Raw genomic sequence first — 22,446 nt, forward strand, 5'->3', positions numbered from 1 at the left:
GCCAGCATAATCACAAGGGGTTGCTATCTGCCAGTGCCTCTACCTCTTCTTCCACCCGCCCCGCCGCCCCGGCATCCCGCCCGTCGACTTCGGCGCCGGCCCGAACTCCGGACCCGACTGCCGCGAATCCGTCGGCTGGATGATGCGGCTGGTGCTGCCGAACGGCTTTGCCGGCAGCGTCGGCTTCTCGCGATAGGGCAGCGACTCCGGCCCGTGCATCTCGTCGAGATGCGGCTTGTGCACCTTCGAGCCGCTGCCGCCGCCGCTGGCCTTCAGCGCGGAGCTCACGGTTTTCTTCTTCATGGCGCTGACCGGCAAATTCGCGGCGTCGCCGTATTTCTTTGCGCCGGCATAGGCACCGGCCTTACCCGCCACCGCGCGCTGCTTGGCGGTGGGATCGTCGACGACCGCGAGCTCCGTCGCGCGCAGGCGCTTGACCTCGTCGCGCAGGCGGGCGGCTTCCTCGAAGTTCAGATCGGCGGCGGCCTCGCGCATGCGCGTTTCCAGATCGGCGAGCACGGCTTCGAAATTGTGGCCGATCGAGATAACGTCGTCGGTCATGTCGTGGCCGCCGACCTCGACCAGCACGTGGTCGCGCTCGTAGACGGAGTTGAGGATGTCGCCGATCTGCTTCTTCACGCTCTCCGGCGTGATGCCGTTGGCGGTGTTGTACTCGACCTGCTTTTCGCGGCGGCGGTTGGTTTCGGCGATGGCGCGCTCCATCGAGCCCGTCATCTGGTCGGCATAGAGGATCACCTTGCCGTCGACGTTGCGCGCGGCGCGGCCGATGGTCTGGATCAGCGAAGTCTCGCTGCGCAGAAAACCTTCCTTGTCTGCGTCGAGAATGGCGACCAGCGCGCATTCGGGAATGTCGAGGCCTTCGCGCAAGAGGTTGATGCCGACCAGCGCGTCGAACGCGCCGAGGCGGAGATCCCGGATGATCTCGATGCGCTCGATGGTGTCGATGTCGGAGTGCATGTAGCGGACGCGGATACCCTGCTCGTGCAGATATTCGGTGAGGTCCTCCGCCATGCGTTTGGTCAGCACGGTGATCAGCGAGCGATAGCCGGCCTGCGCGGTGGCGCGGACCTCGCCGACGAGGTCGTCGACCTGGGTGCGGGCGGGCCGGATATCGACGGGCGGATCGATCAAGCCGGTAGGGCGAATGACCTGCTCGACGAACACGCCGCCGCTCTCGTTCAGCTCCCAGCCGCTCGGCGTCGCCGACACCGCGATGGTCTGCGGCCGCATCATGTCCCATTCCTCGAAGCGGAGCGGGCGGTTGTCCATGCAGGAGGGCAGGCGGAAGCCGTACTCGGCCAGCGTCGCCTTGCGGCGGAAGTCGCCGCGGAACATGGCGCCGATCTGCGGGATGGTGACGTGGCTTTCGTCGGCGAAGATCAGCGCGTTGTCGGGGACGTATTCGAACAGCGTCGGCGGCGGCTCGCCGGGCCGGCGGCCGGTGAGGTAGCGCGAATAGTTCTCGATGCCGGCGCAGCTGCCCGTCGCCTCCATCATCTCGAGGTCGAAGGTGGTGCGCTGCTCCAGCCGCTGCGCTTCCAGGAGGCGCCCCTGGTTGTTGAGCTGATCGAGCCGCTGCTTCAACTCTGACTTGATCGACTTGATCGCCTGCACCAGCGTCGGGCGCGGCGTCACATAGTGCGAGTTGGCGTACATCTTGATGAATTCGAGCTCGTCCTGCTTGTGGCCGGTGAGCGGATCGAACTCCTCGATGGTCTCGATGGTGTCGCCGAACAGGTTCACGCGCCAGGCGCGGTCCTCATAGTGAGCCGGGAAAATATCGATCACATCGCCGCGCACGCGAAAAGTGCCGCGGGTAAAGTCGGCCTGGGTGCGCTTGTACTGGAGCGCGACCAGGTCGGCGATCAGCTGGCGCTGGTCGATGCGCTCGCCCTTCTTCAGCGCGAAGGTCATCGCGGTGTAGGTCTCGACCGAGCCGATACCGTAGATGCAGGACACCGAGGCGACGATGATGACGTCGTCGCGTTCGAGCAGCGCGCGCGTCGCGGAGTGGCGCATGCGGTCGATCTGCTCGTTGATGGAAGAGTCCTTCTCGATATAGGTGTCGGTGCGCGGGACGTAGGCTTCCGGCTGGTAATAATCGTAATAGGAGACGAAATATTCGACCGCGTTGTCGGGGAAGAAGTTCTTGAACTCGCCGTAGAGCTGGGCGGCGAGCGTCTTGTTCGGCGCCAGGATCAGGGCCGGGCGCTGCGTCTTCTCGATCACCTGCGCCATGGTGTAGGTCTTGCCCGATCCGGTGACGCCGAGCAGCACCTGGGTGCGGTCGTTGCGCTGGATGCCTTCAACCAGCTCGGCGATCGCGGTCGGCTGGTCGCCCTTCGGCTCATAGGACGATTTGATCTCGAAGCGCACGCCGCCTTCGGACTTTTCCGGGCGCGGCGGACGGTGCGGCGTCCAAACCTTTGTGGAGCCGTCGTCCTTGCGGAACTCCGGCCGGCCCTCGCGGATCAGCGACTCCAGCGCCTCCGCGGTCGCCTTGACGCCGAGCGCCTCCATCTTGTTGCGCGGCGGACGCGCCAACGCTTCGGCATCGTCCTCCTCGGTGGGCAGGCCGAGCTGCCGCGCCAGTTCCGGATCGAGCGTCGGGATGGTGGCCGCGGTTCCGTAATTCGCCTGGGGTGCCTCCTCCAGTCCCGCCGGGCGGTCGCTGGGGAAGTCCTTCGGCGTCGAGGCCCGCGCGCGATGTGCGGCGGCCTCGCCCCCGGCGCGGCGATCGCGCGAATTATCCGGCGGCGGCTGCAGCCCGGTCCCCGATCCCAGCCCGGCATCGCCGCGATTGATCGCGGGATTGAGCAGCTCGGCCAGCGCCGGCCCGATCGGCTGCACGTCAGGCCGATGAGCTTTGGATTTGGGGGATTTGCCGGATTTTTCGGGGGATGCAGGTTTCTTCGCCATGAGGCGAATATGGGACGAGTCCGCCCCGCAATAAAGGGCGAATGGTCCTCGCCATGCAGGCTGCTGACAGCAGGTTGGCAGCAGCCTTTGGCCTCACGCCGCCGGCAGCGGTCCCTCGCCGTCTTCGCTTGCCTGATAGGGCTTGAGGATGTCGAGATGGATGCCACCGCAATCGGTGCAACGCATGGTCCAGTACTCGCAGCCGGCGCGGCCGCCGATCACGCGGAGCACCGTCAGATCGCCGTCGCATTCCGGGCAGTTCGACAGCACCGTGCGGGTGTAGATCCTCGGCCGTGACGTGTCTTCGAAGTCGATGACTGACATGACCGGTTTATCCCCTTTGAGCGCTGCGCTGTCCCTGGTTCGCTGGCCGTCCCGCCCGCTTATTCGTCGTCGCTGTCGGTCCGGCGGCGGAAGCGGTCGATGTGATGCTTGGCGTCGGCGATCGCCGCGTTCTGATCGGGCCAGGCGAAACCGACCTCCATGGCCGGAAACAGCACGCCGTCGATCGCGACCGGGCTGAGATCGGCGCGGCGGATGCGGGCGTGCCAGAGGCCTTTGCCGGCCTCAAAAGATTCGATGTCAAAGCCGTCGTAGAGGGTCGTCATTGCAGTCCCCGAAAGTGTCCTGGTTCGCGTGTCTTGCTCGAGCGCCTTGTTGGAGGGTCAGGGGACCACGTTTGCGGATTTGCGTGTGTGAAGCCGTTCACAAGCGGCCAGCTTTTTTGCCTGGAGGCTTGCCGATGGGGTGTCAGTTCCGGGCGGTGGCGCGGCCCATCCGCCGCGGGCGTGCGGCGGGTTCCGCCGCGGCGCGCATGATCCAGCGGCGGAACGCGGCAAAGTCGCGCTGCTCGGTCTGGAAGCTGCGATAGAGCAGGTACCAGCGCATGCCCTTGGGCACGGAGAGGTCGAACGGGGCGACCAGCCGCCCGGCGGCGAGGTCGTCGTCAATATAGGGGCGGATGCCCATGGCGATGCCGAGCCCGTCGGCGGCGGCCTGCAGCGCCTGACCGTAGAACTGGAACTCCGGCCCGCGCGGATTGATGCGGGGGAGGTTCGCGGCCTTCAGCCAGATCGGCCAGTCCTCCGGCGAATGTTCGACGCGGATCAGGCTGGGGCCCTTGAGGTCCGCCGGGCGCTTCAGGCCGCTGGCGAGGCGGGGCACGCAGACCGGCGTGAGGTCGCCGGCGAACAGCGGCTCGGCGACGAGGCCGGGCCAGTCGCCGGTGCCGAGCTTGATGCCGCAGCTCCAGTCCTCGCCGAACGGCACCGACGCGCCGCCGGTGGTGAAGCGCACCTCGATGTCGGGCTCCTCGCTGCGAAACTCCGACAGGCGCGGGATCAGCCAGCGCATCGCAAAGGTATGGCCGACGCCGATGGTGAGCACGCGGACGCTCGTCGGAGCCGTCACCTGCGCGGTGAGGCTGGCCAGCGCGTCGAAGATCGGGGTCAGCCCGCTCTGATAGGCGCGGCCGGCCTGCGTCAGCACCAGGCGGTTGGCCTTACGCTCGAACAGCGCGACGCCGAGCCGCTCTTCCAGCAGATGCACCATGCGGCTGACCGCGGCCGCCGACACGCTCAGCTCCAGCCCGGCCGCGGCAAAGCTGCCGGTCCGCGCCGCCGCCTCGAATGCCTTGATGCCGTTGAGAAACAGCAGACGTCGCAAATGCAGGGCCCCTTGGACGATACCCTCAGGAAAGCTGAGGCCAGGCCAAGATAACTCAGTTTGCGAAGGGCGGGCAAGCGAGGCACGTTCCCCTTCGCCTCTCCCCGCAAGCGGGGCGAGGGGGAATGAGCAGTCTTCGTCCCTCACGCGCTTTCAGGAGATTCAATCCGTGACGCCCATCATGATCGCTGCCCTCGGATTGCTGATGGTCGCCACCGCGTTCCTGTCGGGGCTGTTCGGCATGGCGGGCGGGCTGATCCTGATCGGCGTGCTGCTCGCCCTGATGCCGCTGCCGACGGCGATGGTGCTGCACGCGATCACGCAGATGGCCTCGAACGGCTGGCGCGCGTTTCTGTGGCGGGCGCATATCCGCTGGCGGCCGGTGGCGAACTACATGGTCGGCGCTGCCGTCGCGCTCACGGCGTGGTCGCTCACCCGTTACGTGCCGGACAAGCCGACGGCGCTGCTCTTGCTCGGCATCACCCCGTTCATGGCGCGGCTGCTGCCGTCAAACATCAAGCCGGATCCCGATCGTCTCTGGCAAGGCACGGTCTACGGCACGATTTGCATGGGCCTGATGCTGATGACCGGCGTCTCCGGTCCGCTGCTCGACACCTTTTTCCTCGGCGGCGATTTCGGCCGGCGCGAAAAGGTGGCGACGAAAGCGATGTGCCAGCTCGTCAGCCATTTCACCAAGCTGATCTATTTCGGCGGCATCATCGACCAGGCGGCGAGCCTCGATCCCGTGCTCGCCGGCGTCGCGATTGCAGCCTCGATGCTCGGCACCACGCTGGCGCGGCGCATCCTGGAAGCGATGACAGACCAGCAATTCATCGCCTGGTCCAACAAGCTGATCACCACCATTGCCTGCTATTACATCGCCTATGGCGGCTGGCTGCTGCTTCGTGCGCCGGTGCTGGCCGCCTTCGACAAGGGAGGTTTGCAATGAGCGAGACTGCCGATCCGCTGGTGCTGGACTTCGTCGAATGGGTGGCGCGCGAGCCGCGCGCCTATGCCGAGGTGATCGCGACCTGGAAGACCTCGTGCCCGCGCCTCACCATCTGGGAGGACGCCGCCGACCGCGGCTACGTCGCACGCGAGACCATCGCAGGCCTCGGGCTGGTCATCGCGGTGACGGAAGGCGGCGAGAGGCTGCTGCGCGCGAACGGGCGGTAACGCCCCGCGACATCGCCATTGCGAGCGCCAGCGAAGCAATCCAGAATGTCTTTCGCGGCGGCAGTCCGGACAGCCTCGCTATGCTCGCAATGACGGAACACCGCCATGTCACTCAAGCTCTACGAACTCGTCGGCACCGATCCCTCGCGCCCGTTCAGCCCGTATTGCTGGCGCACGCGGATGGCGCTGGCGCATAAGGGATTGTCGGCGGAATCGCTGCCCTGGCGCTTCACGGAGAAGAGCGCGCTTGCGCCGCACGGCTCGGAAAAGGTCCCGGTGCTGCTGCATGACGACAAGCCGGTGGTCGATTCCTGGACGATCGCGAATTATCTGGAGGACAATTTCCCGGAGGGGCCGTCGCTGTTCGGCGGTGAGGGCGGCCGGGCCATGGCGCGCATGATCAACGCCTTCGGCGACATCGCCATCGTCGGCGGCATCTTTCCGCTCATCGTTGCCGACATCCCGAACAATCTTGCCGAGATCGACGCGGCCTATTTCCGCAAGTCGCGCGAGGCGCGCTTCGGCGGCAAGAGCCTCGAAGAGGTCATGGCGAGCCGCGACACCGGCGTGGTCGCCTTCCGCAAGTCGCTCGAGATCATGCGCCAGACCTTGAAGAAGCAGCCCTATCTCGGTGGCGCTGCGCCGAACTACGCCGACTACGTCGTGTTCGGCGGTTTCCAATGGGCGCGCGTGGTGAGCCCGTTCAAGCTGCTGGAAGCCGATGATCCGGTCTATGCCTGGCGCGAAAAACTGCTCGACGCGTTCGACGGCATGGCGCGGACATCGCCGGGGTTTGAGGTCTAAACTTCGTAGCCCGGATGGAGCGCAGCGAAATCCGGGGGCCGGTGCCTGTGGAGGGATTCCCGGATTACGCTTGCGCGCCATCCGGGCTACGGACGGCCTCCGCCGCTGCCTTGCGCAAGCATTCCCGGCACAGGCAGTCCTCACCCTCAATCGGCATCGGCAGCTTTGCTGTTTCTTCCGCGCACCAGCAATTGCCCGAGAGGTCGCAAGCAAACTCGGCGCCGCAGCGGGAGCAGGCCAGGCGACGCGGTTCCTGCAACGGAAATTCTTTCGAAATTGTCATGGTCTGCGCCGAAGCTTCGCCGTCATTTTAATGTCGGGTTCATCTCCCGACACCGTATATTATGCGACCTGCGTGATATCGGAAAGCGCGTCACGACGGCGCGAAGGACAATTTGATGGCCCGCGATTCGCAAGCCGCGCTCGTTGCGCTCAACCGTTTTGGCTTCGGTGCCCGCGGCGGCGCGTCCGGCGATCTCATCAACGCAGCCTCCGATCCGCGCGGTTTCGTGAAGGCGGAGCTTGCGCGTCCCAGCGGTGTGCTGCTGGAGGCGCCCGGCCTGCAATCGACGCAGCAACTCGGGCAGGCCGTGTTCGCCTATCAGGATCAGGTCAAGCAGGCGCGCGAAGCGGCGAAGGCGGCCGCGTCCACTGAAGCGCCGGCACAAGCGCCTGCCGATCAGAAGCCTGCTCTGCGCCGTAATCTGTCGCTGAACGCAGCGGCGACCGAAGTTGCGGGCCAGATGGCCGATGCAAGGCCCGCCGACAACGCGGCGAAGCCGGAGACCATGCAGCCCAACATGGCTGCGCCGCAGCCCGCAAAGCCTGCATCGCAGCCGCTCAACGTGATCCAGAAAACCTTCCGCGCCGAGGCGCTGGCGCGTCTGCAGCGCGCGACGCTGGCCACCTGCGGCTTCACCGAGCGTCTCGTCGTGTTCTGGTCCAATCATTTCTGCATCTCCGCGGGCAAGGGCGAGCTGGCGCGGATCTGGGCCGGCGCGTTCGAACGCGAGGCGATCAGGCCGCACGTGCTCGGACGCTTCGCCGACATGCTGAAAGCGGTGGAGCAGCATCCCGCGATGCTGTTCTTCCTCGACAACCAGCAATCGCTCGGTCCGGATTCGCGCGCTGGCCAGAACCGCAAGCGCGGGCTGAACGAAAATCTCGCACGCGAGATCATGGAGCTGCATACGCTCGGGGTCGGGGGCGGCTATACGCAGGCCGACGTCACCTCGCTCGCCCGCATCATCACCGGCTGGACCTTCGCCGGACGGCAGGGGCAGCTCGGGGCGCCCGGCTCCTTCGTGTTCAACACCAATGCGCACCAGCCGGGCCCGCAGATGCTGCTCGGCAGGACCTACGAGCCGACGGGGCTGGCGCAGGGCGAAGCCGCGCTCGCCGACATCGCCCGGCATCCGTCGACCGCGAATTTCATCGCCACCAAATTCGTCCGCCACTTCGTCGCCGACGATCCCCCGCCGGCGCTGGTCGCGCGCCTGCGCGAGGTCTTCGTCAAGAGCGACGGCGATCTCAAGGCGCTTGCGACCGCGCTGGTCGATTCCGACGAGGCCTGGAAAGCGCCGCTGACCAAGATGCGCAGCCCGTACGATTTCCTCGTCGCGAGCGGCAGGCTGCTCGCGCGCGTGCCGGAGGATCCCGGCGCCTATCTGAACAATCTGAACCTGCTGGGACAGCCGCTGTGGTCGCCGGCGGGGCCGAACGGTTTCCCGGATACCAGCGCGGCCTGGGCTGCGCCCGAGGGGATGAAGCTCAGGCTCGATATCGCGGCGCAGATGGGTGCGCGGCTCGGCAACAACATCGATCCGCTGGACCTGCTGGAATTTGCGGCGGCCGATGCGGCCTCCATCGAAACGCGCCGAACCGTCGAACGCGCGGAGTCGCGGCAGCAGGCGCTCGCGCTGCTCCTGATGTCGCCGGAAATGCAGAGGAGATGATCATGATCGACTGCGTCGAGAACCGGCTCCTCACCTCGCGCCGCGGCCTTCTGCTCGGCGGCGCCTCCTTCGCGGCCTGGGCTTACCTGCCGAAATTCGCACGCGCCGCCGATGGGCGCGATCCCCGATTGGTCGTGGTGATCCTGCGCGGCGCGCTCGACGGGCTCGCGACCGTCGCCCCGATCGGCGATCCCGATTATGCCGGCCTGCACGGCTCGATCGCGCTCGCCGCGGATGGCGCCCATCCCGCGATCATGCTCGATTCCTTTTTCGCGCTGCATCCCGCCATGCCCGAGTTTTCGCGCATGTATCGCGACAAGCACGCCGCGGTGATCCACGCGGTGGCGACCCCCTATCGCGACCGCTCGCATTTCGACGGCCAGGACGTGCTCGAAAGCGGCTATGCCGGCCCTGGTCGCGTGCAGTCCGGCTGGCTCAACCGCGCGCTGGAAGTGCTTCCGCGCGGCGAGCGCGTCTCGAGCGGTCTTGCGGTCGGGCCCACCACGCCGCTGGTGCTGCGCGGCAACGCGCCGACCGTCGGCTGGGCGCCGGTGGCGCTGCCGCAGGCGGATGACGACACCGCGATGCGGCTCGTCGATCTCTATCGTCATCGCGATCCCGCGCTGGCCTCGGCGTTGTCGCAAGGCCTTCAGCTCGAGAAGGCCGCCAGCGGCGACGACATGAAGCCGAAGCCCGGCAATCAGGCCGCGCAGATGCGCCAGGTCGCGCGTGGCGCGGCCAAGCTGATGGCGGCCGATGACGGCCCACGCATCGCTGCGCTCGCTTTCGACGGCTGGGACACGCATGCCAATGAAGGCGGCCCGGTCGGGCGTCTCGCCTTCCTGCTCGGCGGGCTCGATGGCGCCCTCGCCGAATTCGAAAGCGGCCTGGGCGATCGCTGGCGCGACACCGTCGTCGTCGTCGCCACCGAATTCGGCCGTACCGCGCGCATCAACGGCACCGACGGTACCGATCATGGCACTGGTACCATCGCGCTGCTCGCCGGCGGCGCGGTGAAAGGCAGTCGCGTCATCGCCGACTGGCCGGGCCTGAAACTCGCGAACCTCCATGAGGCCCGCGACCTCAAGCCGACGACAGACCTGCGCGCGGTGATCAAGGGCGTGCTGCAGGGCCAGTTCGGCCTGTCCGATCGCGTGCTGGCCGAGACGGTGTTCCCGGACAGTGCAGCGGCACGGCCGATGAAGGGGCTGGTGGCTTAACCTCTCCCCGCTCTTTGCGGGGAGAGGTCGGATGGCGAAGCCATCCGGGTGAGGGGCAAGGCACACAGTTGCCAAAGTGACAGCCTATCCGACTCGTACAACGTCAGTGCATGCGTCACGCACTTCGCCTACAATCGAGACCGAACTCGCGGAGGCCCCCCTCATCCCACCCTCTCCCCGTAAGAACGGGGCGAGGGAGCGAGAGGGCGGTGCGTCCCTTACAGTTCCGGATCAGGAGACCTCCCATGTACATCGCCATGAACCGCTTCCGTGTCGTCAAGGGCTCCGAGGCCGCCTTCGAGCAGGTTTGGCTCGGCCGCGACACCCATCTGGACAAGGTGCCGGGCTTCGTCGAATTCCATCTGCTGCGCGGACCCGAAGCCGAGGATCACACGCTCTATGCCTCGCACACGGTGTGGGCGAACCACGGCGCGTTCGAGGCCTGGACCAAGTCGGAGGCGTTTCGGGCGGCGCATGCGCGGGCCGGTGACACCAAGCCGGCCTATCTCGGCCATCCCCAGTTCGAAGGCTTCGAGGTGATCCAGACCGTGGCGAAGTAGCGCCGCACCGCGAGCGTCAGCCCAGCGTGATCTTGTCGATCTCCGCCATCTCCTCGGCACTGAGCTTCCAGGCGATCGCCTTCACGTTCTGCTCGATCTGCTCGACGCGGGTCGCGCCCGCGATCACGCTCGACACTTGCGGGCGGGCGGCGAGCCAGGAGAAGGCGAGCTCGAGCATGCTGTGGCCGCGCGCCTTTGCAAAGGCCTGGAGCTTCTCGACGATGTCCTCGTTGCGCGGCGTGACGTAGCGGTCGCGCAGCCGCTCCACCTTTCCGAAGCGGGTGTCGCCGGGCGCGGCCTCGCCCTTCCGGTACTTGCCGGTCAGAAGTCCGCTCGCGAGCGGGAAGAACGGCAACAGGCCGAGCTTGTATTCCTGCGCCGCCGGCAGCAGGTCCTTTTCGATGTCGCGCACGACGAGCGAGTATTCGTCCTGGCACGACACGAAGCGGCTGACGTTCATGGCGCGCGCGACGTACTCGGCTTCGGCGACGCGCCAGGCCGGAAAGTTCGAATTGCCGATGTAGCGGACCTTGCCCTGCCGGACGAGATCGTCGAGCGCGCGCAGGCTCTCCTCGATCGGCGTCAGCGGGTCGTAATCGTGCTGCTGGTAGAGATCGATATAGTCGGTCTTGAGCCGCTTCAGGCTCGCTTCCACGGCCGCCATGATGTAGCGGCGCGAGGCGCCCTGCTTGGTGCCGTCCTCGGCCATGGGCTTGGAATATTTCGTCGCCAGCACGATGTCCTTGCGGCGATCGCCGAGGACTGCGCCGAGCACGTTCTCCGAGCCGCCCATGTCGGCATAGATGTCGGCGGTGTCGAACAGCGTGATGCCGAGGTCCAGCGCGCGATGGATCACCTTGCGCGAGGTCTCCAGATCCGTGCGCTGGCCGAAATTGTTGCAGCCGAGCCCGACCGCAGACACGCGAAGGCCGGAGGCGCCGAGATTGCGAATTTCCATGGACGGATCCTGTCAGATGAGCGGCGGGCATTGTGACCACCGCGCTCGCGAGCTGCAAGCTGCCCGCCGCGCTGCTGCCATGCCGGCAGCGCGGACAAAAAAATGCGGCCCCTGTCAGACGCGGCGACTGACGGGGACCGCTTGGGGCGCTTGATCGGTGACGGGGGGCCAGATCAGACGCAGGCGGGAGCGTAGCCCCGCTATGTTACGCGCGGGTGACAGGCTGACTTATCCACAGGCGCCGGTTCAGAAGATCTTGCGATAGACGATGAAGCCGGAACGCTCCGCGACCTTGTCGTACAGGCGCTGCGCCGTGAGGTTGGTCTCGTGCGTCTGCCAATAGACTCGCGGCGATCCCGCCAGCTTCGCCCGCTCATACACGCCATGGATCAGTGCCGAGCCGACGCCCTTGCCGCGCGCGCTCTCGGACGTGAACAGGTCCTGCAGATAGCAGGACGGCTCGATCGCGGTGGTGCTGCGATGAAACAGATAGTTCGTCATGCCGAGCAGCTTGCCGTCGCTCTCGGCGACCAGCCCATGCACCGGCTCGTAGCCGTCGAAGAAGCGCTGCCACGTCACCTTCGTGATCTCGGGCGCAAGCGCGGTCGGGCCGGAGCGGCCGTAGAAGGCGTTGTAGCCGTCCCACAGCGGCAGCCATTGATCGTAGTCCTGCCTGGTGACGGAGCGAATGGTGAGCGACATCTGGAATTCCCACGATCGATGAAGCGTCCTTCATACGTGATGATGGCCGCGCCGATCAATCGCGCCGTCGCATCACTCCGCGACGCGAAGATACCGGATCAGCCTGCGGCCTGTGGGATCGCGCAGCGAGCGGTAGTAGTCGGCGCGGGCCGGCGCGTCGGTGTGACGCACGAGGTCGGTCACCGGGGTGTAGCTGAGCATGCGCCCGCCGTCGGGCAGTGCAGTGCAGACGAAACGCAGCACCTCGCCGGTCCGCAAGGCGATGTTGATCGGCGTGGCATCGCCGGTCCGCACCATCTCCATGCGCTGGGCGATGAAGGTGCCGAGCTCCTCCTCGGGCAGCTCGAACGCGCCGGTGTCGCGGCCGTGATACATCAGCGCGATGAAGGGCGGCTTGCTGTCGGCGATCTCGTCCGGCACAGCGAAGTAATCGCGGAACGCGCGGTTGATGAATTCGGCGCGGGTCTCGGCGTCGAGCAGCACGATGCCGATGTCGACCTGGTCGAGCGCGGCCGAGAGCCGCGCGGCGGAGGCGTGGCTGCGGCGCTCGGCCGCGAACGTGCCGAGCAACCGTTCGCGCATCAGGCCTGTGACTGCTGCGGTGAGCGCCGCGGTCACGGCCAGGAGGCCGAGCCGGATCAGATCCGCGGCGGCATAGGAGAAGCCGTGCTGGTCGACGCCATGCCGGTCAAGGAACAGCAGCGCAGCGCCGATCACCGCGGCAGCCGCGGTGACCATGGCCGAGGCGACACCCGACAGCGCGCCGGCGAGCGCCACGATGCAGATGAACAGCGGGGCAGGTGAGGGAAGGGTGATCGCGCGTTCGAGCAGCATCGCCAGCAGCAGGGTCGCTGCCGTCGCCGCCGGACCGGAGATCGCACGCCATCCGAACCGCATGGGCCAGTCTCGCTCCTCCCGAACGAGGTAAGGCCGCAACATTGGCCGATCGTTGCACTCATCCAACGCGTTTTCGCGCGGCGTGCTTAAGATGCGCTTGCCCGCAAGCGTAAGGCTTTCAGATGATTTTAGACCAGGTGCGCGTGCTTGAAGGACTGTTGCAGCGCAGGCGCATTGAGCGTCGACGTTCCCGGGCTCTTGCGGGTGCCGACGACGATCAACAGTGACGCCGCGACCAGGATGGCCGCAGTCAGTGTGATTGCAACGACTACCACAGGTGATTTCATCGACATCCTGTCGCGATCCGGCCGGCGCGGGTCATGCGGCGCCTTGAAGGCCGGACCAGGATGAAACGGGAATCAGGCCGGCAGGCCCATCGCCATGGTCGCCTTGGTCGACAACACCGTCAGGGTGACGATCAGGCAGAGCGAGAGCGCAGCGATCGCCAGTGAGGCCGCGACTGCATTGGTGAGCCGGGAAGACGCGACGGTCGCGGGATGGCCCTGAAAGCCTGCCGTGCCGGACGCCCGTATCATGGTCTAAATCCTTCAACGCGCGAGCGAATCACCCGCAACTTTCCGCAATTTCCCAGTTTCAACCGGCAACATTGCGGCGGCTATCGCGCTGAAAATGGCCGGATTGCGGCAAATATTACCTTTATGCCCGCTATTCGGCCCAGCGGCGGCTATGCCGTCAGGCGCCCGCGGCAATGCTGGCGGGGTCGTCGATGTCGGCCGGCCGCCAATCCATCGGCACGAAACCGGGCGCGGCTTCGACCCGCTTCAGCCAGTCGCGGATCGCAGGGAAGGCCTGGAGGTCGAAGTCGCAGCGGTCGGCCAGATGGGTGTAGCCGTAGAGCGCGATGTCGGCGACCGTGAGCTGGCGCGCGGCGAAATAGGAATTGGTCTTGAGGTGGTTTTCCATCACCTGCAAGGCGCCATAGCCGCGCTCCATCCAATCCTCCAGCGAATGGGTCTGCAGGTCGCGGCCGCCCTTGACCAGCGAGAGCCAGAAATAGGCGGCGCCGATATTCGGCTCGAGCGCGTGCTGCTCGAAGAACATCCATTGCAGAGCTTCGGCGCGGTCGATGCGATTCTCCGGCGCAAGCGGCGTGCCGACGGCGACGTACCAGAGGATGGCGTTGGACTCGGCGAGATAGCGGTCCTCGCCGACCTCGAGCAGCGGCACCTGTCCCGAAGGGTTCTTGGTCAGAAAGTCCGGCGTGCGGCTCTCGCCGCGCAGAATGTCCACCTCCACGGCTTCGTAGGGCACGTTGAGCAGCGCCAGCGCAAGGCGAACCTTGTAGCTGTTGCCCGAGCGTTGCATCGAATAGAGCTTGTACATTCTGAGAGTTCGAATCCGAGGACGGGAAGATGCGACGCCCGGTTGCCCCGCGACGCCGCTCAAGAATGATGCCGATGCGAATCCGCCGCAAGGGCCGGCCAATAGAAAAACTCGAAAACCCTACCGCACTGCAACGCTGCGGAAGATCATTTCCGCGCGATGATGCAAATCAGTTCACGCTTGCGTCAACGCGTGGAGGCGGTGCGCCGCGCGTGATGAAGCGCAAACGTCTCCGCCATCGTCCTGGCCGGGCATCCACGTCCTGGCCATGCGGCGCGAAGAACATCGATGCCCGGGACGAGCCCGGGCATGACCACCCTCTGCTCGATCGCGAACGTCGCAAAATTGCTCCGAGGGCACGCCTTGTCGGATATGAGCAATTCCGGAGGCAAAGTTGCGGAAAATTGCTGGAAATCGCGGCTCGAACCGCTCCCGATCCGTAAACTTTTGCGAGATCGGACCGAAGTTTCTTGCGGCGCAGCGGCACACGTTTTAGGGTGGCTCCATTCCCACAATCAGAGTCGTGACGACCCATGGGTTCACGATGCCTGGGTTCACGACACTTGTCAGGAGATGACGATGCCCTTCCTTGCCGCTGCGCTCGACCGTGTGAAGCCGTCCGCGACCATCGCGGTCACGGATAAAGCACGCGCGCTGAAAGCGGCGGGCCGCAACGTCATCGGCCTCGGCGCCGGCGAGCCCGACTTCGACACGCCCGCCAACATCAAGCTGGCGGCGATCCACGCCATCGAAGCCGGCAAGACCAAGTACACCGCCGTCGACGGCATTCCCGAGCTGAAGGACGCGATCATCGCCAAGTTTCAGCGCGAGAACGGCGTCACCTACAAGCCGAACCAGATCATCGTCGGCACCGGCGGCAAGCAGGTGCTCTACAACGCGCTGATGGCGACCATCAATCCGGGCGACGAGGTGATCATTCCCGCGCCGTACTGGGTCAGCTATCCTGAAATGGTCGCGCTCGCCGGCGGCGAGCCGGTGCCGGTGGTCTGCACCGCCGCGACCGGCTTCAAGCTCCAGGCCGAGGCGCTCGAGCGCGCCATCACGCCGAAGACCAAATGGGTGATCCTGTGCTCGCCGTCGAACCCGACCGGCGCTGCCTACACCCGTTCGGAATTGAAGGCGCTCACCGATGTGCTGGTGAAGCATCCCCATGTCTGGGTGATGACGGACGACATGTACGAGCACCTCGTCTATGACGACTTCCAGTTCACCACGGTCGCGCAGGTCGAGCCGAAACTCTACGATCGCACGCTCACCGTGAACGGCGTGTCGAAGGCCTATTGCATGACCGGCTGGCGCATCGGTTATGCCGGCGGCCCCGCGCAGCTGATCAAGGCGATGGCGACGATCCAGTCGCAGTCGACCTCGAACCCCTGCTCGATCGCGCAGTGGGCTTCGGTCGAGGCGCTGAACGGTCCGCAGGACTTCATCCCCGCCAACAACAAGGTGTTCAAGGAACGGCGCGACCTCGTCGTCTCCATGCTCAACCAGGCCAAGGGGATCGAATGCCCGCGTCCCGAGGGCGCGTTCTACGTCTATCCGTCCTGCGCCGGAACGATCGGCAAGACCGCGCCGTCGGGCAAGGTGATCGCCAATGACGAGGACTTCGTCACCGAGCTGCTGGAGACCGAAGGCGTCGCCGTGGTGCAGGGTTCGGCTTTCGGCCTCGGACCTGCGTTCCGCATCTCCTACGCGACCAAGACTTCCGATCTCGAAGACGCCTGCAAGCGCATCCAGCGCTTCTGCGGCAATCTGCGGTAAGCTTGGCGCGACAGGCGCAAACTGGAAAGGCCCGCTTCGGCGGGTCTTTTTTGTGTGCCGTGCGCAATCTCCCCCGAAGCGGCGAGACGGGTGAGGGGTCCTCTCCGCGAGTCCTTCTGCCAATTGCAGTCGCGGAGAGATACCCCTCATCCGGCGCTTCGCGCCACCTTCTCCCACAAGGGGAGAAGGGAAGACGGCACCAATTCGCCTCGTTCAATCTGGCACCCCCAAGACTCTTGTGGCATAGACGCGCAATGCGGGTGGGCGCTCTCTGCTCGCATCACATCATTGCCGGAGATATTTCATGCGCCGTTCGTTCATCTTCGCCGGGCTCGCCGTCGCCAGCCTCGTTGCCTCCAGCGTCAGCGGCAGTGCGCAGCAGCGGATGGCGCGGGTCGGCGTGCTCGAATGCCGTGGCGGCGCCAGCGTCGGCTTCATCGTGGGATCGGTGACCCATCTCGGCTGCGTGCTGCGCGCCGACGGTCTGCCCGACGATCGCTACGTGGCGACGATCCGCAAAGTGGGTCTCGACATCGGCATTACCCAGGAGACGGCTTTGGCGTGGGGCGTGTTCGCGCCGGTCGACCGGCTCGGCCCCGGCGATCTCTCCGGCAATTATGCCGGTGCGCAGGGCAGTGCCTCGGTCGGTGTCGGCTTGGGCGGCAACGTGCTGGTCGGCGGCTCCAACAATTCGATCGCGCTCCAGCCGCTCAGCGTGCAGGGGCAGGTCGGCCTCAACGTCGCCGCCGGCCTCGAAAGCCTGGAACTCCGTCCGGGCCGCTGAGCGCCAAGGGCGGAGCTGCTTTCACCTCTCCCGCTGGGGAGAGGTGGAACATGGCCGACGGGCCGACCTGATCTCATCAGGCACTATAAAACTTGATCGAACTGACGACGCACCGCAGCGACGTTTGACGCTTGCCAAATCTCGGGGACGGGCAGAGCATCTGCGCTTGCCGACCCAATCATGGGCCGAGCTCCACACCAAGGAGGCGGCGAATGGGACATGACGTCAGAAGTCCCCGAGGTCCACGGTGCATCGCGCTGGTGGGCCCTTTCCAAAGCGGTAAAACCACACTTCTCGAAGCAATATTGGCGCGAACGGGCGCGATCCCGCGCGCCGGCAGCGTCGATGCCGGAACTTCCGTCGGCGACGCCACGCCCGAGGCCCGTCATCACAAGATGACCGTCGGGCTGACTGCCGCCACCACGAGTTTCATGGGCGACAGCTACACCTTCCTCGACTGTCCCGGTTCCGTCGAATTCGCCCACGACATGCGCGCCGCGCTGCCCGCGGTCGATGCCGCGGTCGTGGTCTGCGAAGCCGACGAGAAGAAGCTGCCGCAGCTTCAGATCATCCTGCGCGAGTTGGAGGAGCTGAAGATCCCGCGTTTCCTGTTCCTCAACAAGATCGACCGCGCGAGCCAGCGTATCCGCGAGACGCTCGCAATGCTACAGCCCGCCTCCCGCGTGCCGCTGGTACTGCGCCAGATCCCGATCTGGAAGGGTGAGCTGATCGAGGGCTTCGTCGATCTCGCGCTGGAGCGCGCCTTCATCTATCGCGAGCACAAGGCCTCCGAGGTGGTCGCGCTCGAAGGCGGCAATCTCGATCGCGAGAAGGAAGCCCGTTTCTCGATGCTGGAGAAGCTCGCCGATCACGACGATGCGCTGATGGAGCAATTGCTCGAGGACATTCAGCCGCCGCGCGATGCCGTGTTCGACGACCTCGCCCGCGAATTGCGCGAGGGGCTGATCTGCCCCGTTCTTCTCGGGGCGGCCGCGCGCGAAAACGGCGTGCTGCGCCTGATGAAGGCGCTGCGCCATGAGGCGCCCGGCATTGCCGAGACCGCAAAACGACTCGGCGTAACCGAGAGCAAGGACGCGCTCGGCTTCGTGTTCAAGACGCTGCATTCGCAGCATGGTGGAAAGCTGTCGCTGACGCGGTTGCTCGCCGGCCATCTCGATGACGGTGCGACGTTGCAATCCGCCTCCGGCGGGGCAGGGCGCATCTCCGGCATCCTCGCCGTCAACGGCGCGTACGACACCAAGCGTGCCTCGGCCGAAGCCGGTGACACGGTGGCGCTCGCCAAGCTCGACCCCATCAAGACCGGCGACACGGTCTCGAGCGGCAAGACCCCGCCGGCCGCGCTCGCCGCGGCAGAACCCATGCCCCCGGTGCTCGCGATTTCCGTTGCGGCGACCGATCGCAAGGATGACGTGAAGCTCGGCCAGGCACTGACGCGGCTGCACGAAGAGGATCCCTCGCTCGTCATCGTGATGAACGCCCAGACCCACGACACCGTGCTGTGGGGACAGGGCGAGATGCATTTGCGCGTCGCAAGCGAGCGGCTCCGCGACCGCTTCGGCGTCAAGATCAACTCCCATCCTCCTGCGATCGGCTACCAGGAGACCATCCGCAAGCCGATCGTCCAGCGTGGCCGCCACAAGAAGCAGTCCGGTGGCCACGGCCAGTTCGGCGACGTCGTGCTCGACATCAAGCCGCTGCCGCGTGGTGAGGGATTCAAGTTCGCGGAGAAAGTCGTCGGCGGCGCTGTGCCGCGCAACTACATCGGAGCGGTGGAAGAAGGCGTCGTCGACGGGCTGGCGCGCGGTCCGCTCGGCTTCCCCGTCACCGATGTGCAGGTGACGCTGACCGACGGCTCCTATCACAGCGTCGATAGCTCCGATCTCGCCTTCCGTACCGCGGCGCGGATCGGGCTCAACGAAGGCCTGCCGCAATGCCAGCCGGTGCTGCTGGAGCCGATCCACGTGGTCGAGATCGTCTGCCCGACCGACGCGACCGCCAAGATCAACGCGATCCTGTCGGCGCGGCGCGGCCAGATCCTCGGCTTCGACACCCGCGAGGGCTGGAGCGGCTGGGATTGCGTCCGCGCCATGATGCCGGAGGCCGAAATCGGCGAATTGATCGTGGAGCTCCGCTCGGCCACCGCCGGCGCCGGCAGCTTCATCCGAACGTTCGACCACATGGCCGAAGTCACGGGACGTGCCGCCGACCAGATCATCGCCGCGCATCAGCACGCGGCGTGATCTGACGAGACGCAACTCTCTCCGCGCTCGCGGGGGGAGGGTGCGCTGATCCCTGCAGCGTGTCCCGGACGCGCTGCTCTGCGCAGCATTGCTGCGCAGAGCCGGGACCCAGAAAGCCACGGAGTTCGCCGCTGCTTGGGTCCCGGCTCTGCAGCTCATCATTTCGTGCTGCGCTGCGTTCGGGACACGAGAGCGGGGTCTCCGTGCACGGCTGCATCACGCAGGCGGCCCTTGCGTTTATCGCGAGATGATGTATTTTACATCATTGTGCACGTTCTAGATATCATTTATAAACGTTGATACGTGAGGCTAAGGTGATCACGTCATTCCAGATGCGGGCAGCCCGCGCGCTGCTCGGCATTGACCAGAGAGCCTTGGCGGAACTCGCAGGCGTGTCGTTGCCGACCATCCAGCGGATGGAGGCGAGCACTGGCAACGTTCGCGGCGTGGTCGAGACCCTGATGAGGGTGGTCGAGGCGTTCGAGCGGGCCGGCGTCGAGCTGATCGGCGAACAGGCGCGCAGCGAAGGCGGCGGACGTGGTGTTCGGCTGAAAGAGCCGGGGCCTCCACGCCGGGTGGGAGCGTGATCCCGCGATGATCATGCTCGGAGCAGGTTGAACCAACGCACCGTCGCGCCCCGATACGCGGCCGCACGATGCATCGGAGCATTGTGGGCATGAGCATCACGGGCGAACACGCAGGCAAGCTGCACGGGCATCGGCAGCCGACCTTTACCGAACTCTATCTGCCAAAGCTCGTGACCGTATGGCGCGAGGGCTATGGGCTTGCGGATGTCCGCGCCGACGTCTTCGCAGGTCTGACGGTTGCGATCGTGGCGCTGCCGCTCTCGATGGCGATCGCGATCGCCTCGGGTGTCACGCCGGACCGCGGCCTCTACACCGCCGTTGCCGGCGGCTTCATCGCCTCCCTGCTCGGCGGCAGCCGCTTCCAGATCGGGGGACCTGCGGGCGCGTTCATCGTCCTCGTCGCCGCGACCGCGGAGCGCCACGGCGTCGACGGGGTCATCCTCGCCACTCTGATGGCGGGCCTGTTCCTGATCGCCGCGGGCCTGCTGCGGGTCGGCACCTACATCAAGTTCATTCCCTATCCGGTGACGGTCGGCTTCACTGCCGGCATCGCCGTGATCATCTTCGCCAGCCAGCTTCGCGATCTCGGCGGAATCACTCTCGCGGGGAAAGAACCCAGTGAGTTCGTGCCGAAACTCGTCGCGCTGGCGGCTGGCCTTCCCACCATCAATCCGTTCGCCGTCGCGGTCGCCGTCGTCAGTATTGCCATCATCGCGGCCTTGCGGATCTGGCGGCCCTCCTGGCCCGGGATCCTGATCGCGGTCGTGTTCGCGGCCGTCGTGTGTGCGGCGTTCTCGCTGCCGGTCGAGACCATCGGCTCGCGCTTCGGCGGCATTCCGCGCGAATTGCCGTCACCTGCGCTGCCGGCGTTCTCGATCGCGAAGGTGACCGCAGTGCTGCCGGATGCGATCGCGTTCGCGCTGCTCGCCGCCATCGAATCGCTGCTATCCGCGGTGGTCGCCGACGGCATGACCGGGCGTCGTCACCGCTCCAATTGCGAGCTGGTGGCGCAAGGCGCGGCCAATATCGGCTCGGCGCTGTTCGGCGGCATCTGCGTCACCGGCCTGATCGCGCGCACCGCGACCAACATTCGCGCCGGCGCCCGAGGGCCGCTCGCCGGCATGCTGCATTCGGTCTTCCTGCTGCTGTTCATGCTGATCGCGGCGCCGCTTGCGAGCTACATTCCGCTCGCCGCGCTCGCCTCGGTGCTGGTCGTGGTGGCCTGGACCATGGCGGAGAAGCATGAGTTCGCCACGCTGCTGCGTTCGTCATGGGCTGATGCCGTCGTCCTGCTCGCGACCTTCCTGCTGACGATCTTCCGCGATCTCACCGAAGGCATCCTGGTCGGCTTCGCGCTCGGCGCGGTGCTGTTCATCCATCGCATGGCCGAGATGACCGGCATCGAGGAACGCTCGCCCCTGGTCGAGACCGACCGTCCCGACGACGGCAATGGCGATCGCGTTCCCTACGATTCCGCCCTCGCGGTCGATCGTGACGTGCTGGTCTATCGCATCACCGGTGCGTTCTTCTTCGGCGCCGCCTCCGCCATCGGCAGCGTGCTCGACGAGGTCGCCGACAGGCGCAAGGCCTTCGTGATCGATTTCGCCGCGGTGCCGTTCCTGGATTCGACGGCGGCCAACGTGCTCGGCCGCGTCGCCGCCAAGGCGCACCGCCAGGGCATCAGGCTGTTCATCACGGGGGCCTCGCCCGCGGTCCGCCGCGCGCTGCTCACCCACGGCGTAACGCCGCCGCGCGCGCGCTATCGCCAGAGCCTCGAGCGTGCCATTGCCGACATCAAGGGCGGGGTGGCCGAGGAGGCAGCCCCGACCTGACGCTGCGGCGCCCGCGCGCTTGACAGAGCGGGCGCGACGCGAAATGGATCGCCTCGGGAATACGACCCCGAGGACAAGATGACCGCGCCCAAAGCTCCTGCAGCCTGTCTGATCGGATGGCCGGCCGCGCATTCGCGCTCGCCGCTGATCCATCATTACTGGTTGCGTACGCTCGGCATTGAAGGCGGCTATCTGATCGAGGCGGTGCCGCCCGAGGACCTCAGGGATTTCGTGCTGCGGCTGTCCTTGCGCGGCTTCGTCGGCGCCAACGTCACCATCCCGCACAAGGAAGGCGTGCTGGCGCTGTCGACGCCCGATGCCCGCGCCAGGGCCGTGGGCGCGGCCAATACGCTTTGGTTTGCCGACGGCGAGCTGCGCTCGACCAACACCGACGTCGAAGGCTTCATCAATAATCTCGATGCCAGCGCGCCTGGCTGGGACGCAGCCGACGAGGCGCTGGTGCTGGGCGCCGGCGGCTCCTCGCGTGCGGTCGTGTTCGGGTTGCTCGAGCGCGGCATCAAGCGCGTGCATCTCGCCAACCGCACCATCGCGCGAGCCGAGACGCTGGCGCAGCAGTTCGGGCCGAACGTGCATCCCGTGACATGGAACGCGATCGACGACGTGCTGCCGCGCGCCAAACTTCTCGTGAACACGACCTCGCTCGGCATGCACGGCCAGCCGTCACTGGATATCGACGTCGCGCGCCTGCCGCAGGCTGCGGTCGTCGCCGATCTCGTCTATGTGCCGTTGGTGACGCCGCTGCTCGCCGCCGCAACTGCGCGTGGCCTGAAGACCGCCGACGGGCTCGGCATGCTGCTGCATCAGGCGGTGCGCGGCTTCGAGCTGTGGTTCGGCCGGCGGCCGGAGGTCACCGCCGAGTTGCGGGCGCTGGTCGAGGCCGATCTCACAAAGACTTGAGAGGGGCGCGGCGAATAGCACCCTATCTCCGGAGTTCTACCGTCGTGGGACAATCGGAGAC

Annotated in this window: 23 protein-coding genes; 12 read left to right on the forward strand and 11 right to left on the reverse strand. The window is 66.2% G+C overall.

Going from position 1 to position 22,446, the window contains the following annotated elements; translation table 11 throughout:
* Positions 1-39: 39 nt before the first annotated feature.
* The 4 genes from uvrB to UNPF46_RS12775 form a co-directional block, all read right to left on the reverse strand.
* Positions 40-2,940: an excinuclease ABC subunit UvrB gene (gene uvrB / locus UNPF46_RS12760; protein WP_142250244.1), complete on the reverse strand. Its 2,901-nt coding sequence runs from the start codon at positions 2,938-2,940 to the stop codon at positions 40-42.
* Between the two features lie 93 nt (positions 2,941-3,033).
* The gene (locus UNPF46_RS12765; protein WP_100178168.1) at positions 3,034-3,264 is read right to left on the reverse strand and encodes a hypothetical protein; all 231 of its coding nucleotides are present in this window, start codon (positions 3,262-3,264) and stop codon (positions 3,034-3,036) included.
* A gap of 59 nt (positions 3,265-3,323) precedes the next feature.
* On the reverse strand, positions 3,324-3,548 hold the full coding sequence (locus UNPF46_RS12770) for a hypothetical protein (RefSeq protein ID WP_100178169.1): 225 nt from the start codon (positions 3,546-3,548) through the stop codon (positions 3,324-3,326).
* 142 nt (positions 3,549-3,690) lie between these two features.
* Positions 3,691-4,605 carry a LysR substrate-binding domain-containing protein gene (locus UNPF46_RS12775; RefSeq protein ID WP_142250245.1) on the reverse strand — a complete coding sequence of 305 codons (915 nt, stop codon included), beginning with the start codon at positions 4,603-4,605 and terminating at the stop codon, positions 3,691-3,693.
* A 169-nt stretch (positions 4,606-4,774) separates the two neighbouring features.
* Here UNPF46_RS12775 and UNPF46_RS12780 point away from each other — a divergent pair, with 169 nt between their 5' ends.
* From UNPF46_RS12780 to UNPF46_RS12790, 3 genes are all read left to right on the forward strand, one after another.
* Positions 4,775-5,554: a sulfite exporter TauE/SafE family protein gene (locus tag UNPF46_RS12780; protein ID WP_142250246.1), complete on the forward strand. Its 780-nt coding sequence runs from the start codon at positions 4,775-4,777 to the stop codon at positions 5,552-5,554.
* Positions 5,551-5,781, forward strand: a complete 231-nt coding sequence (locus tag UNPF46_RS12785) for a hypothetical protein (RefSeq protein ID WP_142250247.1) — start codon at positions 5,551-5,553, stop codon at positions 5,779-5,781. The genes UNPF46_RS12780 and UNPF46_RS12785 overlap by 4 nt, the downstream gene beginning before the upstream one ends.
* A gap of 105 nt (positions 5,782-5,886) precedes the next feature.
* Positions 5,887-6,585 carry a glutathione S-transferase family protein gene (locus UNPF46_RS12790; protein WP_142250248.1) on the forward strand — a complete coding sequence of 233 codons (699 nt, stop codon included), beginning with the start codon at positions 5,887-5,889 and terminating at the stop codon, positions 6,583-6,585.
* Positions 6,586-6,649: 64 nt separating this feature from the next.
* Here the strand turns inward: UNPF46_RS12790 and UNPF46_RS38245 are convergent, their stop codons facing one another.
* Positions 6,650-6,868, reverse strand: coding sequence for a cysteine-rich CWC family protein (locus tag UNPF46_RS38245; RefSeq protein WP_142250249.1), 219 nt, complete (start codon positions 6,866-6,868; stop codon positions 6,650-6,652).
* A 115-nt stretch (positions 6,869-6,983) separates the two neighbouring features.
* On the opposite strand from UNPF46_RS38245, the gene UNPF46_RS12800 reads away from it, so the two are divergent.
* The 3 genes from UNPF46_RS12800 to hmuQ all read left to right on the forward strand — a co-directional run bounded on the left by UNPF46_RS12800 (position 6,984) and on the right by hmuQ (position 10,320).
* Positions 6,984-8,540, forward strand: a complete 1,557-nt coding sequence (locus UNPF46_RS12800; RefSeq protein ID WP_142250250.1) for a DUF1800 domain-containing protein — start codon at positions 6,984-6,986, stop codon at positions 8,538-8,540.
* Positions 8,541-8,542: 2 nt separating this feature from the next.
* A complete protein-coding gene (locus tag UNPF46_RS12805; protein ID WP_181769907.1) occupies positions 8,543-9,760 on the forward strand; it encodes a DUF1501 domain-containing protein in 1,218 nt (405 codons plus the stop codon).
* Between the two features lie 245 nt (positions 9,761-10,005).
* On the forward strand, positions 10,006-10,320 hold the full coding sequence (gene hmuQ / locus UNPF46_RS12810) for a heme-degrading protein HmuQ (protein WP_142250252.1): 315 nt from the start codon (positions 10,006-10,008) through the stop codon (positions 10,318-10,320).
* A 16-nt stretch (positions 10,321-10,336) separates the two neighbouring features.
* On the opposite strand, the gene UNPF46_RS12815 is transcribed toward hmuQ, so the two are convergent.
* From UNPF46_RS12815 to UNPF46_RS12835, 6 genes are all read right to left on the reverse strand, one after another.
* On the reverse strand, positions 10,337-11,278 hold the full coding sequence (locus UNPF46_RS12815) for an aldo/keto reductase (RefSeq protein WP_100178176.1): 942 nt from the start codon (positions 11,276-11,278) through the stop codon (positions 10,337-10,339).
* A 246-nt stretch (positions 11,279-11,524) separates the two neighbouring features.
* The gene (locus tag UNPF46_RS12820) at positions 11,525-11,980 is read right to left on the reverse strand and encodes a GNAT family N-acetyltransferase (RefSeq protein ID WP_097657589.1); all 456 of its coding nucleotides are present in this window, start codon (positions 11,978-11,980) and stop codon (positions 11,525-11,527) included.
* 72 nt (positions 11,981-12,052) lie between these two features.
* Positions 12,053-12,877: a PAS-domain containing protein gene (locus UNPF46_RS12825; protein WP_142250253.1), complete on the reverse strand. Its 825-nt coding sequence runs from the start codon at positions 12,875-12,877 to the stop codon at positions 12,053-12,055.
* Between the two features lie 128 nt (positions 12,878-13,005).
* A complete protein-coding gene (locus UNPF46_RS12830) occupies positions 13,006-13,164 on the reverse strand; it encodes a hypothetical protein (protein ID WP_100181276.1) in 159 nt (52 codons plus the stop codon).
* Between the two features lie 72 nt (positions 13,165-13,236).
* Entirely contained in the window at positions 13,237-13,413 is a 177-nt protein-coding gene (locus tag UNPF46_RS37450) for a hypothetical protein (RefSeq protein ID WP_174719015.1), read from the reverse strand.
* Positions 13,414-13,570: 157 nt separating this feature from the next.
* The gene (locus tag UNPF46_RS12835; RefSeq protein ID WP_100178178.1) at positions 13,571-14,221 is read right to left on the reverse strand and encodes a glutathione S-transferase family protein; all 651 of its coding nucleotides are present in this window, start codon (positions 14,219-14,221) and stop codon (positions 13,571-13,573) included.
* A 579-nt stretch (positions 14,222-14,800) separates the two neighbouring features.
* On the opposite strand from UNPF46_RS12835, the gene UNPF46_RS12845 reads away from it, so the two are divergent.
* The 6 genes from UNPF46_RS12845 to UNPF46_RS12870 all read left to right on the forward strand — a co-directional run bounded on the left by UNPF46_RS12845 (position 14,801) and on the right by UNPF46_RS12870 (position 22,385).
* Positions 14,801-16,003, forward strand: coding sequence for a pyridoxal phosphate-dependent aminotransferase (locus UNPF46_RS12845; RefSeq protein WP_100181277.1), 1,203 nt, complete (start codon positions 14,801-14,803; stop codon positions 16,001-16,003).
* Positions 16,004-16,307: 304 nt separating this feature from the next.
* The gene (locus tag UNPF46_RS12850) at positions 16,308-16,787 is read left to right on the forward strand and encodes a DUF992 domain-containing protein (RefSeq protein WP_063197192.1); all 480 of its coding nucleotides are present in this window, start codon (positions 16,308-16,310) and stop codon (positions 16,785-16,787) included.
* Positions 16,788-16,999: 212 nt separating this feature from the next.
* Positions 17,000-19,048, forward strand: coding sequence for an elongation factor G (locus UNPF46_RS12855; protein WP_142250254.1), 2,049 nt, complete (start codon positions 17,000-17,002; stop codon positions 19,046-19,048).
* A 314-nt stretch (positions 19,049-19,362) separates the two neighbouring features.
* A complete protein-coding gene (locus UNPF46_RS12860; RefSeq protein ID WP_100181278.1) occupies positions 19,363-19,635 on the forward strand; it encodes a helix-turn-helix domain-containing protein in 273 nt (90 codons plus the stop codon).
* 89 nt (positions 19,636-19,724) lie between these two features.
* Positions 19,725-21,467 carry a SulP family inorganic anion transporter gene (locus UNPF46_RS12865; protein ID WP_142250255.1) on the forward strand — a complete coding sequence of 581 codons (1,743 nt, stop codon included), beginning with the start codon at positions 19,725-19,727 and terminating at the stop codon, positions 21,465-21,467.
* Positions 21,468-21,545: 78 nt separating this feature from the next.
* Entirely contained in the window at positions 21,546-22,385 is an 840-nt protein-coding gene (locus UNPF46_RS12870; RefSeq protein WP_142250256.1) for a shikimate dehydrogenase, read from the forward strand.
* Positions 22,386-22,446: the final 61 nt, after the last annotated feature.

Origin of the sequence: Bradyrhizobium sp. UNPF46 (genome assembly GCF_006658625.1) — a bacterium.
GTDB classification, from domain to species: Bacteria; Pseudomonadota; Alphaproteobacteria; order Rhizobiales; family Xanthobacteraceae; genus Bradyrhizobium; species Bradyrhizobium nitroreducens.

Excerpts from the sequence above, each read along its gene's own strand:
- uvrB (WP_142250244.1), bottom strand. The coding sequence starts at position 2,940 with ATGGCGAAGAAACCTGCATCCCCCGAAAAATCCGGCAAATCCCCCAAA.
- UNPF46_RS12765 (WP_100178168.1), bottom strand. The coding sequence starts at position 3,264 with ATGTCAGTCATCGACTTCGAAGACACGTCACGGCCGAGGATCTACACC.
- UNPF46_RS12770 (WP_100178169.1), bottom strand. The coding sequence starts at position 3,548 with ATGACGACCCTCTACGACGGCTTTGACATCGAATCTTTTGAGGCCGGC.
- UNPF46_RS12785 (WP_142250247.1), top strand. The coding sequence starts at position 5,551 with ATGAGCGAGACTGCCGATCCGCTGGTGCTGGACTTCGTCGAATGGGTG.
- UNPF46_RS12790 (WP_142250248.1), top strand. The coding sequence starts at position 5,887 with ATGTCACTCAAGCTCTACGAACTCGTCGGCACCGATCCCTCGCGCCCG.
- UNPF46_RS38245 (WP_142250249.1), bottom strand. The coding sequence starts at position 6,868 with ATGACAATTTCGAAAGAATTTCCGTTGCAGGAACCGCGTCGCCTGGCC.
- UNPF46_RS12800 (WP_142250250.1), top strand. The coding sequence starts at position 6,984 with ATGGCCCGCGATTCGCAAGCCGCGCTCGTTGCGCTCAACCGTTTTGGC.
- UNPF46_RS12805 (WP_181769907.1), top strand. The coding sequence starts at position 8,543 with ATGATCGACTGCGTCGAGAACCGGCTCCTCACCTCGCGCCGCGGCCTT.
- hmuQ (WP_142250252.1), top strand. The coding sequence starts at position 10,006 with ATGTACATCGCCATGAACCGCTTCCGTGTCGTCAAGGGCTCCGAGGCC.
- UNPF46_RS12815 (WP_100178176.1), bottom strand. The coding sequence starts at position 11,278 with ATGGAAATTCGCAATCTCGGCGCCTCCGGCCTTCGCGTGTCTGCGGTC.
- UNPF46_RS12820 (WP_097657589.1), bottom strand. The coding sequence starts at position 11,980 with ATGTCGCTCACCATTCGCTCCGTCACCAGGCAGGACTACGATCAATGG.
- UNPF46_RS12825 (WP_142250253.1), bottom strand. The coding sequence starts at position 12,877 with ATGCGGTTCGGATGGCGTGCGATCTCCGGTCCGGCGGCGACGGCAGCG.
- UNPF46_RS12830 (WP_100181276.1), bottom strand. The coding sequence starts at position 13,164 with ATGAAATCACCTGTGGTAGTCGTTGCAATCACACTGACTGCGGCCATC.
- UNPF46_RS37450 (WP_174719015.1), bottom strand. The coding sequence starts at position 13,413 with ATGATACGGGCGTCCGGCACGGCAGGCTTTCAGGGCCATCCCGCGACC.
- UNPF46_RS12835 (WP_100178178.1), bottom strand. The coding sequence starts at position 14,221 with ATGTACAAGCTCTATTCGATGCAACGCTCGGGCAACAGCTACAAGGTT.
- UNPF46_RS12845 (WP_100181277.1), top strand. The coding sequence starts at position 14,801 with ATGCCCTTCCTTGCCGCTGCGCTCGACCGTGTGAAGCCGTCCGCGACC.
- UNPF46_RS12850 (WP_063197192.1), top strand. The coding sequence starts at position 16,308 with ATGCGCCGTTCGTTCATCTTCGCCGGGCTCGCCGTCGCCAGCCTCGTT.
- UNPF46_RS12855 (WP_142250254.1), top strand. The coding sequence starts at position 17,000 with ATGGGACATGACGTCAGAAGTCCCCGAGGTCCACGGTGCATCGCGCTG.
- UNPF46_RS12865 (WP_142250255.1), top strand. The coding sequence starts at position 19,725 with ATGAGCATCACGGGCGAACACGCAGGCAAGCTGCACGGGCATCGGCAG.
- UNPF46_RS12870 (WP_142250256.1), top strand. The coding sequence starts at position 21,546 with ATGACCGCGCCCAAAGCTCCTGCAGCCTGTCTGATCGGATGGCCGGCC.